The following is a 15,887-nucleotide window of genomic DNA, read 5'->3' as shown; positions in this document are numbered from 1 at the left end:
TATCACATAACAATTACTTCATTATTATAAATACCTGTCTTTTTTCTGCTTAATAATTGTCCATAAAATTCTAAATCTGTTTCATTCGATTTAAACGACTTTTTTAACCATTTTTTCTTGTCCGATATAGAATAACTCATGATCTTAATTTCGGGATATTGAGAATTACTATCATACTGTTCCACTCCAATTTCAATGGAATGATTCTCTTCGTTATATGCTACGAACTTTGCAAGAAAGTTATGCTTCAATAAGGAAACGAAATCTTCCGGTAAAGATTTACAGTTGGTACATTCACTTAAATACTCATCAACTAAGCTTTGCATTTCATTTTCTATTTCTGGCTTATTATAATACATGGTCATAATCTAAAAATCATTGGTTACGAGCATAAATTTATAATAAGCATTCCCCTATCAATTTTATTTGTAAAATGTTTAACGCTTAAGCTTAAAAAACTCCAAAAAAATTAATTGGGTAGAACTGGAGGGGATTCTCTTTTTGATCTTGATTCCAATGTTTTAATAAAATCGATTAAAGCTAGCTTTTCATAATTTGAAAGCTGAAGTTTTTGCAAGATTGATGAAGTTACAGGGAATAATGTATCTTTTAACTGACTCCCTTTCCTTTTTGGTTGGGGCATGCCGGCATTATACATATTAATTACCCCTTCTAAATGCGGGAATAAGCCATTATGCATATACGGACCCGTTCTTGACACCTCCCTTAAACTGGAAGTCCGAAATTTACCAATATCTTCTTTTCTTCCCGTTACTTCATAAAGCCCTAGATCTTCAAATTTCCTTCCGTAATATGTTAAACCGGTATTATGAAATTTATTATCTGAAAAGTATCCGGTGTTATGGCAGTTAATACATCGGGCTTTGGTTCTAAACAAATGCAATCCCAACACTTCCGTATTTGAATAAACAGAAGAATCGCCATTTATGAAGCGATCAAATTTTGTACTTTCACTCACCAGGCTACGTTCAAACGTGGCAATCGCCTTTCGTATTTTACTTTCATCTACTCCCGGCTCATTAAAAGCTTCTAAAAATAGAGGTTCATAACCTTCAATTTGTGCTATTTCCTCTACGGCTAAATTAATATGGAAATTCATTTCCAGACTATCGCTAACTGGAAATGCAACCTGCTCTTCCAAAGTATTTGCACGACCATCCCAGAAGAAGCTAGTGGCATATCCAACATTTAATAAAGTCATTGCATTCCTTCTTCCTAGCTGCCTGTTATGTCCATAACTAACTCTTCGGCTATCGCCCCAACCCAATTCTGAATCATGGCAACTGGCACAGGCAATTTGCGCACTACTTGATAACCTTGGGTCAAAAAATAAGGTCTTACCTAATTTCCTTTTGGCATCGGAATAGGAATTATTTTCAGGATATTCTAGATCAGATAAATGACCTATATCTTCAAAATCCTGTAATACCAGAGAATCAAGTTCTGGTTTTGGCCAGGTAGTGTAATCTCCGCTACTATATCTCATTCTAAGATCATCAATGTCATACTCCTGATATACTTTGAAACCTGTAAACGCAGTAATGACCGTTATTAGAAAGAGGGTTTGAACTTTTTTCATATTAATAATATACAGTTAACCCCATTGAAGTCTGAAATCGATTGGGTGCAGTGTTGCTAAAATATTTGAGATCATTTAAGGCCCATAAATTCCCGGCTTTAATATGCAAGAGGGTATTAAATTTATTTGTTGAAGCCAGCTTTAAATTTACTCCCACAGTTAAATCTAACAAATCGCTACTAAGCATTTCTACATCTGGATATATTACATCATTGTAATAATCTTTCAAGGCCAAACCTGCATAATCATTTTCAGCTATATTCTGTAAATATATTTGATTACCATTAATGAATTCTGAACTCAAATTATATTTCAATCCAATTTCAGCAAAAGGAGCTAGGGCGATATGTTCGTTTAATTGAAAAGATTTTAACCCGTAGAACGCAAGATTCACGTTGTGCAGATTAGATTGAGTAGCTGCCAATGCATCTTTCTGGCTTACATTTGAATACGAGATTTTTGTACCTACATCAAATAAGGTCTGTGTATTATTTTGCCTTATATAACCCAAGTTGAACAGTGCACTATTCTTATTTAGGGCATAGCTCTTTCCACCTTTAGAAAACCAAAAGTTATTTCCTGTGGTATTTTTAGCTAACACTTCAACCTTTAAACTTTTTAAGGGAGTTATTTTGTGAACAGCAGTTAATTTAAATTCAATAGAACTTGGTTTAAAAGTTGCAAAATAATTAGAGTGATCATCCTCATCTTCAACCTCCTTACTTCTATACGTAATTTGTTCTTTTTTGAGAAATGATAAATCTGCCAAAATTAAATTTTTTGTCGAGGTATAAGTGTAACCAAGATTCAAGCCTTTTCGTTTATAACGCCGCAGTGTCGAGTTTTGGAAAGTATTAGATAAAGAACCGTATCCCGCAATCCACTTCACGTATATGTCGTAATTCACGGGGATATTCTGATCATTATTAGAAAATTTTATATCATTTTGCACATGTGTAAAACCATATTCTCCCGCAATTTTTAAACTATGTTGCTCAGATATCTTATAATTGGCTCCCCCTGTAACTCCAAGATCATTATAAGTTATTTCAGGTCGTGGATCTAAGTCTGTTCTGTATTTGTTAGCAAGACCATATTCAATATTCAACAAAAAATGAAGTCTATCTGTTAGTATGGGGATAAATAAGCCTCCCTGTAAATTGTATTCCTGATTACTCCATTTTGCTCCTTTTGAAACACCAAAATAATGTGGATCTGGCATCACCCCTTCATCAGGAAGTTGATAAGAAAGATTCCATTTCAAATTATCATAATATGATTTTTGAATGGAAAGATTTCCGAAGAATGTAATACCCTTTTTATTATGATAGATCCCGGTGGAGGAAAGTCCAAATTCATGAATTCCTTCAGGTTCTGCCCCTTGTTTAAGCTCGCCTGATGCATAATTATAAAATAAAGACGAAGCGGTATAATCGGCTATGGGAGCATATAAGTAATTATTGGGATTGGTTCGTATTCCTTTTAAAAGATCAGCATAGAAATAATTATCTACCGCATTACTATTTGCAGAATCTTGAGCCCTTAAATTAATATTTACAGACACCATTATAATAATAAAAAAATACCGCTTCATGTTTTATTATTCTATAATTACCTGTGGATGAGCTAATACTTCAAAATCGTTTGAAGAATTGTTAGTGTCTTGATAGAATACCTTCCCATCCAGCTCTCTTTTCACTTTTCTTATTACAGATTCTGATGAATACTTCCCGGAAATGGTTGCTATTTCACCTGCATCAATCTCATCTGCCAATCGTTTAGGCTTCGCTTTAGAAGGATCGATATTTTGCAGTTCCACGCCATCCAGTAGTGCAGAATTTGGAATTTGTTTGAAAGTAGCTACCTCATCATCATAGCCATCTATACCAACACTTGGCAAGGGCACAGCATTCCATTCGCTAAACTCGGTTTCGGAGGTGAAGAATATCACCAATGCCTCCCTACCAAAAGGATCTAATATTAGGTCTTTACCGCCGTAGCTTTTAAATTCAACTTCCATATTCACCGCGTTAGGATTATCGATGTCGGAATCTAACCATGTTTTTCCTTGCGATTCCTGGTAAGGTCTATAATAAGCTTCAAAAGGCGCCTGGCTAAGATCGATGGTTCTCTCTGGCTCCGGCACTTCAAAGGTTACCGTTTCTCCCTCCTCATCTTGTACCACCAAAGGAGCTTTATGGTTTACCGCGGTGGCCGCAATAATTACGCTTTTACCTGAGCCTAATGGGTATTCCGTTCCATTTCCGGGAATTTTGATCACCTCATCGGAGTATACATATTTTGAGTTTGCATTTTCAATGTCGGCCTGACCTATAGACATACTCCAGTCGTATTGTCCATTGGGCAAATAATAATCTTTTGGAGTGGATGATACCGAAGAAGTCCCTTTTATTTGTGCAATATGCAAGCCATCAAGATATATGGTTTCATTTGAATTATTATGTATTTCTATGAACAGGTCTCTAAAAGATGCGCCCAGCCTAATATCAGATCCCGCGTGGTAGATCTGTTTAATTATAAGGTTTCCTATTCTCCCGGTTACCAGTTCCAGACTTGTAGAAGTATTAGAAGTCTCATTAATTACCAGGTTTTCCAGAGATGCATTAAATGTCACATTTTCCTGTACTTCCTGTCCCGAAAATTCCTGATACTGCTCTGGAGTAAAAGTTCTTGATACATTTACTTTATATATTCCGGGAACCACTTCCAGGCTCGCTATTCCTGATATATCGGTTACCACTGAATAATTTTTTCCGTCATCATTATTAACCAATTTAACCTCGGCATTGGCTGCAAACTGATGATCGTAATTCTCGTTATAACTTATTTCGAAATTATGAGCGACGGGAGCTATAAAATTAACATCGTCATCTTTACTGCAGGCAAATAGCAGTGCACTTAAACCGAATAGTAGAATTTTTTTCATGATATAAAACTGAGTTAATTAAAAATTGATTAGAATTGATATTTAATTTGTGCGCCAAAACTGATTAGGCTATTTCTCTTACTACTTGTTTCATCAACCGTAACGACCGGATGATAATTCAAAAAGTTATTTGCATATACCGACATACTTAATCCATTAAGAAGTTCTTTCGTTGCTCTAAGGTGAAAATTATGATACGCCGGGGTCTTTTTATCTTTTGCTTCTGATGGGCTAAGCAATAAACCATCATATTTAGAATCTCCTTTTTCCTCTTCTGCTATTTCTATTCGCTCGGCATTAGCATTAAGGTATGCCGTGGGATAGATATTAGAGGTACTTGCATATATGTTTTCCTGTGTAAATTGCTCGGCAGTAAGGGAAAGCAAAAGTCCTAATTCTGATAAGTGATGAGTTATTGTAGCTCTTAACCTTAGTCTATCTGACTTTGAAGGGAGCCCATTATAAAATCCATATAGAATATCCTCTTCAAGCACATTATTATTTTTCTTCATTTTTTCTAACTCCGAAACCGAACGTGTATAGGTATACGAGCCATTTAAGCTAAGAGATGTATTAATAGCTTCAATTTTTCGAAAATTCAAATAGAATTCAATTCCCTTATCTACAATTTGCTGTGCATTCTTGCTAAGCGAATAACTTAAAATGTATGGGGAGTATCCGGAGACCACATAATTAGGTGGCATGTTAGGTATAGAAAAATCAAACTCCACTATAGGAAAAGCCACTTTTTCAAGTTCATTATAGCCCGTTATTCCATCGAACGTATGATTATAATATGCAGTAAAAGCAAAATTTCCAAAGGAAGGGTTATAATTAAAACCAACTTCATATTTCCAACTTTTTGAAGGTTCCAATTGGATTTTGTCCAACTCCTTCTTATAGGTCTGAACTAGGTTAAAGGAATAACTTGAAGTTCTAAAGTCTCTTATAAGAATATCAAAGTATTTGTCTCCCGGGTAAATTTGAGCAAGAGATGGTGCTTTGGAAGCAAAACCTAAGCCTCCTCTAATACTTATTTTCTTTGTTAGTTCATACCCTAAATTTATACGCGGACTGTAACTTGAATATGCATTTTGAATATCGTAGCGTAAACCAAGATTTGCGTATAATTCCTTCCCACTTTCAAACTTCCATGTAATATTATCTTGAGCATACAATCCAATATTTACGCGAGGTTTAACATAGCCATCATAATCGAGGGCACGTATTCCCTCGCCCGAGCTTAACGAACTTCCACCTCCGCTAAGAGTAACCTGTGTATGTGCATTTTTAGGATCATATGATTTCCCCTTTCCTCTATTGTCACTATAAGATGTATTAAGTCCAAACGATACATTCTGCCTTAACTTATTTGAAGAAAATTCCTTATCGATGGATGTGGTTGCACTTAAATTGATGGGCTGCCCATAAACCTCTTTAACTTGCAAATAGGCTACTGGCGTATAACCCGCCGTAAATAGCCCTGTCTCCATGCTTTGCGGCACTACTCTACCACCATCATTTTTGAAAGACTGCGCAAACGAGTGCTGATAGGAATAAGAATAACCAAGCGTGAAGTTGAAATTATCTATGAAGTTACTATTAGGCTTCCAATTAAAACGATTGCTTAAATGTATTCCTCGGTCCTTTCTAAATTTAGCATCTTTACCTCCATCATCATTATCCTTGTCATAATTCGTGTCGTCTAAATTATTATGAAGAGTTAAAGAGAGTGTATTTCTTAGCGTTTTAGATGCATTATAAACCGACCAAATTACCGAAGCAGTAATTCTATTATATTGTTCTAAACTATTTCTTGGATCTGAATTAGCATTCAGATAATCTAAAGATAAGCTAAGGTTACCAAAATTAGTTAGCCTCACCCCTTTACTTAAGCTCACGGCTGTATTCCCCTGGCGAATGCTTGAATTAATAGTAAATGGTGTAACACCAGCTTTCCTGTTTATCTTTATTAGCCCACTGGTAAGATCTCCATATTTTGCATCAGGTATCCCACTAATTACCTCAACTTCTTCAATATTAGATGCTGGAATAGTTCTAAGGTCGATACCAGAATTTAAATTATCATAAGATGTAAGTCCGCTCGAGCTATTATAGCTTTGCATATTCTCATCGTTAGAAAGTTTCACTCCATCCAGAAGATAGGATACTCCAAAAGAATTGATAGAGTTTGGCTGAGCGGTACGTAAAGAAATACTATTGGAAGCATTAAGCGAAGGAGGTGTGATTTCCTGGCCGGGCAATTGTTTTAAAATATCAGAAAGACTGTAAGATTGCACCTGACTAAGAGCATATTCTCCCAAGCTAATTGCCGATCCAATTTTGCTTCTTTTAGGAACAGCAGTTACTCTAACCTCATCAAGTCTCAAATTATCCGGGTGAAGAAAAATTGAATCGGAGGTTCTTTTTAAAAAATCTTCATCAGATAAAAGAAAGGGCGCTCTTCCTAAAATTTTAAATTGAATTTCAAAATCACTGTTCTCAACCAGAAAGTTGAACTCTCCCTTTTCATTACTTACAGTCCACTCATTTCCTTTTAAATTGATTACAGTAACACCTTCAAGAGGCTCTACGCCATCTTCAGAAAAGATCACTCCATCTACCGGAACCTGACTAAAAACAGTATAACTGAAAAAGATAAAAATGATAGATATTCTCATGCCTAGATTTATTCCGGGCAAATATATAATCTTATTTATAATAAGTCTAAATAAATACACTTAAATATATTCATTCTAATCTCATGTAAAACCTCGATGTCAACTTAGGCGATTCTTTAAGAAAAATCAACAATCATAAATAATAATAAATGTATAAGCAAATAGTTTGGAATAATCTAAATAGGAGCGTAATTCCATTTAATAATGATAAATGAAATCAGAGCGCGTATTTTAAATATGAAAAATGTCATTAAAAAATTGATTGTCAACTTAATTAAATTTGTATAAGATCTGAAATTGACATATTCGATTTAATATCAGCTTTTCAAGCATATAATGAGACCTGCTAAAATTTACAGTTCTTTATTATTGGTCTATGCTCTCATTCCAATTAATTTTCAGTAAATTTCTAAATAGACTTCTAGAATATAGTTTTCTTACTGAACTTAAGGCTCGGATTGATGATGCTTCTGGCCACTATCCAGCTAAAATTAAATTGCAAATTTCTATCAATTTATGATCAAGTCATTTTTATTTACCATACTTGTATTAATCCCTATAGTGGGATTCTCACAGAAAAACGACAGTCTGACTGAACCTATTATCTCGATTGAAAAGGGGAAGCTCTTAAAAAATATTAATATCACGTTCGATATGCGCATGGAGTTTCAGGCATATACCTTTAGGGGTGGTGACCACTATTACAATGGGATGCAATTTCAAAATGGCCATACAGCCCTGGGAATTTCCGGAAAATTACATGAGAAGGTCAACTTTCATTTTAGAAACCGCTTTAATAAAGGGAGCGATGTACAAACCCTGGATCAACTGGGAAGCAATATCGAATTGGCCTATATAGACGTTAAAGCCAGTCCTGCCCTTAATCTATTAATGGGGAAAATGAGTGCGTTTTATGGTGGTTTTGAATATGAGTTTAGTGCCATGGATGTTCTGGAATACAATGACATTCAAAGCAATGCCCTAGCCTATGTTACCGGGGCAGGAATTACTTATCAAGCCTTAGAAAATCACAAATTTGGGTTTCAGGTTTTAAACTCCCGAACAATGCACTATGATGACCTTTACGGCGATATAGTTGCACAAGATATCCAGGAACCTACCTGGCCGGTGGCAGTTGTGGGAAACTGGCGCGGAAGCTTTTTTGATGGAAAATTCCAAACCATTTATAGCATGAGTTATTCCAATCAAGTAAAAAGTAAAGGCACCTCTTTTTTTACTTTAGGCCACAAATACCAAAACCATAATCTAACTGTAATGTATGATTTTAATTATAGTTTTGAACAGGTAGATACCAAGGGTATTATCACTAATATTTTGGCTAACGGGCAGGTTGCAGAGGATGTGATGTATATCGAAAATTGGTTAAGAGCAGAATATCAATTCAGCCCAAAATTTAAAGGTTTATTAACCCTCATGACCAGTAGCGCCTATGATGACGTGAAAAGCAACCGAAATCATATGAGAACAAGCTATGGAATGATCCCAAGCGTTTATTACACCCCATTTAAGAATATTGATGTAAGATTTTACATAGCTTATATTGGCAGATATTTCGAACATTCCAGTTACACCATAGAAAAACTGGATGCGTCCAACTATAATAAAAATGAAGTAAGAGTTGGCTTTATCGCTCCCCTATTGTTATTGTAAGATTACATCGCCATTAAACTTAAGGGCTGAATATTTAAAGGGATTAAGAATTAAATAGAATTTATAAAATCTATACATATGAAAAAAACAGTTGTAGTGCTTATTTGTACTTTAATATCGATTGGAATTAATGCCCAAAATGTTATTGGTGCCTGGGAAAACTATGTAACTTCTGAAAATGGAGAAAAATTAAGAAAGGTGATTATTTATGCGGATGGTTATCAAGTGTTAACAACATATAATGCAAATACTGGAAAATTTATTCGTTCCGTTGGAGGTACGTGGTCCTTGGATGGAGATGTGATAACACAAAAAGTAGAATTTCACACAGAGAATTCTGAACTTGTTGGCACTGAGGGAAGTTTTAAAGTGATTATTACTGATGATATATTTGAAATGGTTGATAAAAACATGAAATTCATAAGAATAGATAATGGTGAACCAGGGAAATTACAAGGCGCCTGGTTAATGTCTGGTAGAACAATAGAAGGTAAAACTCAACTGCGAGAAACAAGTGGGCCGAGAAAAACGATGAAAATTTTATCTGGAACTCGATTTCAATGGATAGCTTACAACACCGAAACAAAGCAATTTATGGGAACAGGTGGAGGCACCTACACTACCATAAATGGTGAATATACAGAGAATATCGAATTCTTTTCCCGGGATGATTCCAAAGTTGGGCTTAGCTTAAAATTTAACTATAGTCTAATTGATGGCAAATGGCATCACACAGGATTGTCTAGTAAGGGAGATCCTATTAATGAAATATGGAGTGTAAGGGAATAATTTTATTCAGAAGGAGGTATAAATAATGAAAGACTAATAAAGCATATAAGCCATACCCTGTTGGATATGGCTCATACACCAACCTTAGAACGCTTTATGTGCGATTCACGGGTTTATTTGTGACCCCGGCAGGATTCAAACCTGCAACCCTCAGAGCCGAAATCTGATGCGCTATTCAGTTGCGCCACGGAGCCATTAATATTGTGCTCTAACAAGCAAGTAGTAACCTAGTTACTTAATTTTTTCTTTACAAGCATTGAGATAGTCTTACCATCAGCTTTTCCTGCTAACTCTGCAGAGGCTAAGCCCATTACTTTCCCCATATCTTTCATACCTTCAGCACCAGATTGAGCGATTATCCCCTCTACTACCTTCTCTACCTCTTCCTCACTTAACTGGGCAGGTAAGAACTGCTCTATAACTGCGGCTTGATCTAATTCAGGTTGAGCAAGATCTTCGCGCCCCTGCTCTACATAGATGGCAGCACTATCTTTACGTTGTTTCACTAGCTTTTGAAGCAACTTTAATTCTTCTTCCTGGCTAAGATCTTCTTTTGAAGAGTTTTCGGTAGCAGCTAATAAAATACCGCTTTTTATAGCTCTTAAAGCTTCCAATTTCGTAGCATCTTTCGCTCGCATTGCAGCTTTCATCTCTGTCATCACCTGCTCTTGTAAACTCATGATCTTTAATTTTTAAGGTGTGCGAATATAAAATAAAACCCGAAATTCTGCAATGAATTTCGGGTTTATAAAGGGTGTAGAAATACAATTAATCTACATTATCATGTAAATATGAATTATTACTTCTAAATTTAAGTTCTTCGTTGTCTCCGCTACCCAAAGTAGTTCTAGAGAGTTTTTCCTCCCCGGCCTTAGAATTATCAAGATCTATTCCCGCACGTTTGTAGGCTGGCTGTTTTTCAATTTCATCTATTTGAGAAGCGTTACTTCTAAATTTATAATTAAACTCTTTCATCTTGGCTCTTCTCTCAGCCGCACGCTCTATTAGTCCATCAGAAATTGGATTGTTGAAAGGATCCATATCTTCATCAGTTGAAGGAGCAGAAGGCTCTTGTGGGGCTATGGTTTTCTTTTCAAAAACAATTTCCTCTTCTTCCTTCGCTTTTGCCGGAGCAGGCTTCGATTTTTTAAGCATTTGCTCTACTTCCATATAATCGTCTAAGCTATAACGCTTAATTCCAGTATTAGAACTTTCAGTAACAGGAATAATCTCAATTGGTTCATTCACTTCCATATCCATGGTTGCCTCATTGAAATTATGAACTATCCTTTTTGGCTGAGCTTCCTCCTTTTTAGAAACAGGTTTGGAACTCACCTCTTCTTTATGTGAAGCTCTTGGCTTATCTTCTTCTTTTTTGTTAATAGGAAAATCAAAAGTGAACATAAATTGATCTTCACCTTCAGAATCTACTTCCTTAGGTTCCTCCACCTCAATTCCGCGAACATCATCAGAAGCATCTGTGATAATGAAATCCTCTTCCATATAATTTACTTCTTCGTAAATCACTTCCATATTTCTGGCACTGGGAGGAGTGCTTAAATTATAATCTGATTTTGGTTTAGGAGCTACCGCAGGCTCTTCCTCATCAAGACTATGTACTATTTTCGGTTCTTCAACTTTCTTTTCGTCTAAAGGTGAATTTGCAGCCTGGTATTTATTAGATGAAAAATTATGTACCGCTCTTTGCTCATCTTCCAGTGTGTGGATGATCTTCTTGGTTTCGGTATTAACAATCTCGTTTTGTTGCTCTACATTAAAACCTGTAGCAATAATAGTTACAGCAATAGCATCATCTAAGCTCTCATCTTCACCAACCCCCATAATGATGTTGGCACTATGTCCAGCTTCTGATTGGATATGATCGTTAATTTCACCTATTTCATCAATAGTAATTTCTTCTGAACCAGAAACGATTAGCAGTAATACGTTCTTAGCTCCTTTAATTTTATTGTCATTAAGTAAAGGGGAATCCAAAGCCTTCATAATAGCATCACTTGCACGACTGGCACCAGACGCAGAAGCCGATCCCATTATAGCCGTTCCGCTATTACTTAAAACTGTTTTCGCATCACGTAAATCGATGTTTTGTGTGTAGTGATGTGTAATCACCTCGGCTATACCTCTAGATGCTGTAGCCAAGACCTCATCAGCTTTTGAGAAACCAGCCTTAAAACCAAGGTTTCCATAAACTTCACGCAGTTTATTATTATTTATAACGATCAAAGAATCTACATGGCTTCGAAGTTTTTCAACCCCCCGTTGTGCCTGCTCATTTCTCATCTTACCTTCAAACTGAAAAGGGATTGTTACTATACCTACGGTAAGTATATCCATCTCCTTGGCTTGCTTGGCAATAATTGGCGCAGCACCAGTACCTGTACCACCACCCATTCCGGCAGTGATAAATACCATTTTTGTATTGGTATCCAGCATTCGTTTGATCTCCTCAAAACTCTCTACAGCAGCCTGCTCACCCACTTCTGGATTTGCTCCTGCTCCCAATCCTTCTGTAAGGCTAACCCCTAACTGAATTTTATTGGGAACCGTGCTGTTTTCCAAGGCTTGCGAGTCGGTATTGCAAATAACAAAGTCCACTCCCTTTATTCCTTGTTGATACATGTGATTAATAGCGTTGCTACCACCTCCACCTACACCAATCACCTTAATGACATTTGATTGGTTTTTAGGTAAATCGAATGAGATATTTTCGAATTCTGTACTGCTCATAAATCCTGATTTACTGGTTCTATATATTTTACTCTGCGTTATCTAAAAAATCTTTAAACTTCTCTGCCCACTTATCGAATATGCTCTTTTTGGGAGATTTTCTCATACCTTCCTGTAAGGTCTCTTCCACATCATTTTCCTCCTCATTAGTTTGCTCCTCACTTTCATTCTCTACCTTTTCAGGCTGAATTAAAGTTACCTGCTCCTGGAAACGTGCATTCTTTTGCTCTAAGCTGTTTAACACTAACCCTACCGCTGTTGCATATAACGGACTGGTAGTTTCAGCATCGCTATTGCCGGCTAAATGCTCGTTAGGATATCCAATTCTGGTATCCATTCCGGTAATATATTCGGCCAGTTGCTTTAAATGTTTCAACTGAGCTCCTCCTCCGGTTATTACCATCCCGGCGATCAATTTTTTCTTTTGTTCCTCGTGACCGTAATTCTTGATCTCCAAATAAACCTGTTCAATAATCTCCACTACTCTGGCGTGGATTATTTTTGAAAGATTCTTTAAGGTGATCTCTTTTGGCTCTCTTCCACGAAGTCCGGGAATAGAAACGATCTCGTTATCTTTATTTTCTCCAGGCCAAGCCGATCCGAATTTTATCTTCAACAACTCTGCCTGCTTTTCAATAATAGAACAACCTTCTTTAATATCTTCAGTAATCACGTTTCCTCCAAAAGGAATTACAGCCGTATGACGAATAATACCATCTTTGAAGATTGCAAGATCTGTGGTACCACCCCCTATATCGATAAGTGCTACTCCCGCCTCTTTTTCTTCCTGACTTAGCACCGCATTCGCCGAAGCTAAAGGCTCCAAAGTCACTGCTGAAAGTTCTAAACCTGCGCTTTTAACACATCGCCCTATGTTTCTGATAGAAGAAACCTGTCCTACCACAACATGGAAATTTGCCTCCAAACGTCCACCGTACATTCCAATAGGTTCTTTTATCTCCGCCTGCCCATCAACTTTGAATTCCTGAGGTAATACATGAATGATTTCCTCTCCAGGAAGCATTACCAATTTATGAACTTGGTTGCAAAGGGTATAGATATCATCTGCATCTATTACTTCATCTGGGTTAGGTCTGGTGATATAATCACTATGCTGTAAACTTCTAATATGTTGCCCTGCAATTCCCACCACAACATCTTGAATCTTCAAGCCGGAATCGGCTTCAGCCTCTTGAATTGCCTGTTGGATGGATTGAATTGTTTGTGTAATATTATTCACAACACCACGATGAACACCAAGACTTTTGGATTTACCTATTCCGATAATCTCCATTTTCCCGTATTCATTCTTTCGCCCAATCATAGCCACGATCTTCGTGGTTCCTATATCAAGCCCTACTGCAATTTCGTTGTGTTCCATAACTTATTTTTTAGTGCAAACAACCTGATTTCCAAATTGTAAATCCACCATATTGTAAGTATTTAAAATATCATCTTTCAAAGCTTTTTTATAAAATGCCTTGAAATTGTTGAATTTATCTCCTATCCGTTCTGCCTTTCCGAAGAAAAGCTCAAAATCCATTTTTCTTAACTCTAACTTATAAGCTCCGCTTCTTCCTTTAGAAATCGAAGTAATATGCTCGGTTAAGAACTTATCCCTGCTTATATAATCCAGTAAAGGATAAACATTTTTTAAGTCCTTTTCTTCAACACCCTTTAAAATTGGCACTCTAGCTGAATAAAATTGGGAACGAGGCATTTTATTGCCTAACCTGTCTATATAATATATTTCATTCCCCAAAACTCTTCCAATGGGCTTACGCTGACTGATCTTTGTTTTTAAAGTTCCATCCAGCGTTAAAAACACCTCTGCATTTTCAATCATATCATGATTGTTCAAGATAGATTCTACCCTATTCAAATCTAAAGCTTCTTTACCTACACTCGTGGCACCTACTTTATTTTGTATTAACAATTTATTAACCGCTTCCTCAGTAACATACAGGTTTTCAAATTGGATAAATTGCACTTCAATTTTATTCAATTTTCGGTCATTATTTCTCCTTTCGGCAAACCCGTATAAGAACATAACGAGACCAATTATAATAATTGCTTTTATGTAGTTAAAATTAATTTTCACCACCTAATGCTTTTACAATTTTACTCACCTCTTCTCCAATATCTCCTGCACCCATAATTACAACTACCTCACAATCTGATTGTTGTATTTCCTGCACTAACGCAGCTTTATTCACTAATTTTTTGTGAGAATTTTCAACCTTTGAAAGCAGCCATTTAGAAGTGATTCCTTCAATTGGTAACTCCCTAGCAGGATAGATATCAAGCACGCGAATTTCGTCAAATTTACTCAGACTTTCACCAAAATCATCAGCAAAATCGCGCGTTCTACTGAATAAATGTGGTTGAAAAAAAGCAATCACTTTTTTACCCGGATGCATTTCTCTAACCGCTTGATGCACAGCCGAAATCTCTGTAGGATGATGTGCATAGTCGTCTATTACAACCAGTTCATCCGTTTTAATTTTGTAAGAAAATCTTCTTTTAACTCCTTTAAAACTATATAATGCCTTGGAAAGCTCAAGGGGTGGGGCCCCAAAATGAAGAGCCATTGCCAAGGCAGTTATAGCATTTAGCAAATTGTGTTTGCCGGGTAGAGTACATTTTAAATCTCTTATTATTTCTGTAGGTGTTTGCAGATCGAACAAATATGTTCCATTAACCACACGCACATTTATCGCTGCATAATCTGCAGTATCTTCTATACCAATTGTTGTTCCTGCAAGAGGTAAACCATTCTTCACAAATAACATTCCACCTTCTGGTATTAAAGCCGCGAAATCATTAAAAGACTCCATCAACTTTTCGGGAGCACCGTAAATATCTAAATGATCGGCATCCATAGAGGTTATTGCTGCTATGTTTGGAGAAAGCCTTAAAAAAGACCTGTCAAATTCATCTGCCTCCACCACCATAGCCTCATTTCCATTTAAAATCAGGTTACTCTGTATATCCTCACTTATCCCTCCCAAAAAGGCAGTTACTTTAACTCCAACTTCTTTTAATAAATGACCTAAGATAGCAGTGGTAGTAGTTTTTCCATGAGTTCCTGCAACAGCCAATGTAAACACTCCCTGAGTGATCATGCCAAGCACCTCTGCTCTTTTCTTTATATCATAATTATTCTTAATAAAATAAGAGAACTGCAGATGGTTATTGGGAACCGCAGGGGTGTAAACAACCAATGTATCAGCGCTATTCATAAATGAAGATGGAATCTGTTCAATCTTATCTTCATACAACACAATTATACCCTCTTCTTCCAGTTTTTGCGTAAGGCTACTTCTGGTTTTATCATACCCAGAAACATTCTTCCCTAGAGACTTGAAATACCGCGCAAGAGCACTCATTCCAATTCCTCCAATTCCAATGAAGTAAAAGTTTTGTATGTTTTTGAATTGATTCATCTAAC

12 protein-coding genes and 1 tRNA gene are annotated in these 15,887 nt (G+C 36.4%); 2 read left to right on the top strand and 11 right to left on the bottom strand.

Annotated elements, in window-relative coordinates:
* Positions 1–2: 2 nt before the first annotated feature.
* The 5 genes from L1I30_RS11825 to L1I30_RS11805 form a co-directional block, all read right to left on the bottom strand.
* Positions 3–359, bottom strand: coding sequence for a hypothetical protein (locus L1I30_RS11825; protein ID WP_236134502.1), 357 nt, complete (start codon positions 357–359; stop codon positions 3–5).
* A 110-nt stretch (positions 360–469) separates the two neighbouring features.
* Positions 470–1,600, bottom strand: a complete 1,131-nt coding sequence (locus L1I30_RS11820) for a cytochrome-c peroxidase (protein ID WP_236134501.1) — start codon at positions 1,598–1,600, stop codon at positions 470–472.
* A 1-nt stretch (position 1,601) separates the two neighbouring features.
* Positions 1,602–3,194: a DUF6850 family outer membrane beta-barrel protein gene (locus L1I30_RS11815; protein ID WP_236134500.1), complete on the bottom strand. Its 1,593-nt coding sequence runs from the start codon at positions 3,192–3,194 to the stop codon at positions 1,602–1,604.
* A 6-nt stretch (positions 3,195–3,200) separates the two neighbouring features.
* Complete coding sequence (locus tag L1I30_RS11810; RefSeq protein ID WP_236134499.1) at positions 3,201–4,547, bottom strand: DUF4876 domain-containing protein; 1,347 nt, start codon at positions 4,545–4,547, stop codon at positions 3,201–3,203.
* A 29-nt stretch (positions 4,548–4,576) separates the two neighbouring features.
* The gene (locus tag L1I30_RS11805) at positions 4,577–7,228 is read right to left on the bottom strand and encodes a TonB-dependent receptor (RefSeq protein WP_236134498.1); all 2,652 of its coding nucleotides are present in this window, start codon (positions 7,226–7,228) and stop codon (positions 4,577–4,579) included.
* 516 nt (positions 7,229–7,744) lie between these two features.
* Here L1I30_RS11805 and L1I30_RS11800 point away from each other — a divergent pair.
* Both L1I30_RS11800 and L1I30_RS11795 read left to right on the top strand, forming a co-directional pair.
* A complete protein-coding gene (locus tag L1I30_RS11800) occupies positions 7,745–8,899 on the top strand; it encodes a porin (protein ID WP_236134497.1) in 1,155 nt (384 codons plus the stop codon).
* A 78-nt stretch (positions 8,900–8,977) separates the two neighbouring features.
* Positions 8,978–9,688, top strand: coding sequence for a DUF4488 domain-containing protein (locus tag L1I30_RS11795; protein ID WP_236134496.1), 711 nt, complete (start codon positions 8,978–8,980; stop codon positions 9,686–9,688).
* Between the two features lie 120 nt (positions 9,689–9,808).
* Here the strand turns inward: L1I30_RS11795 and L1I30_RS11790 are convergent.
* From L1I30_RS11790 to murC, 6 genes are all read right to left on the bottom strand, one after another.
* Positions 9,809–9,882, bottom strand: a tRNA-Arg gene (locus L1I30_RS11790).
* A 33-nt stretch (positions 9,883–9,915) separates the two neighbouring features.
* A complete protein-coding gene (locus L1I30_RS11785; RefSeq protein WP_236134495.1) occupies positions 9,916–10,368 on the bottom strand; it encodes a GatB/YqeY domain-containing protein in 453 nt (150 codons plus the stop codon).
* An 88-nt stretch (positions 10,369–10,456) separates the two neighbouring features.
* Positions 10,457–12,436 carry a cell division protein FtsZ gene (gene ftsZ / locus L1I30_RS11780; RefSeq protein ID WP_236134494.1) on the bottom strand — a complete coding sequence of 660 codons (1,980 nt, stop codon included), beginning with the start codon at positions 12,434–12,436 and terminating at the stop codon, positions 10,457–10,459.
* Positions 12,437–12,464: 28 nt separating this feature from the next.
* A complete protein-coding gene (gene ftsA, locus L1I30_RS11775) occupies positions 12,465–13,817 on the bottom strand; it encodes a cell division protein FtsA (protein ID WP_236134493.1) in 1,353 nt (450 codons plus the stop codon).
* Positions 13,818–13,820: 3 nt separating this feature from the next.
* On the bottom strand, positions 13,821–14,537 hold the full coding sequence (locus L1I30_RS11770) for a cell division protein FtsQ/DivIB (RefSeq protein WP_236134492.1): 717 nt from the start codon (positions 14,535–14,537) through the stop codon (positions 13,821–13,823).
* Positions 14,527–15,882 (bottom strand): UDP-N-acetylmuramate--L-alanine ligase, encoded by a 1,356-nt coding sequence (murC, locus tag L1I30_RS11765; protein WP_236134491.1) that lies wholly within the window; start codon positions 15,880–15,882, stop codon positions 14,527–14,529. The genes L1I30_RS11770 and murC overlap by 11 nt, the downstream gene beginning before the upstream one ends.
* Positions 15,883–15,887: the final 5 nt, after the last annotated feature.

This window comes from Gillisia lutea (assembly GCF_021568705.1).
In the GTDB taxonomy this organism is placed as follows: domain Bacteria; phylum Bacteroidota; class Bacteroidia; order Flavobacteriales; family Flavobacteriaceae; genus Gillisia; species Gillisia lutea.
This window is presented reverse-complemented; position numbering and strand designations above follow the sequence as displayed.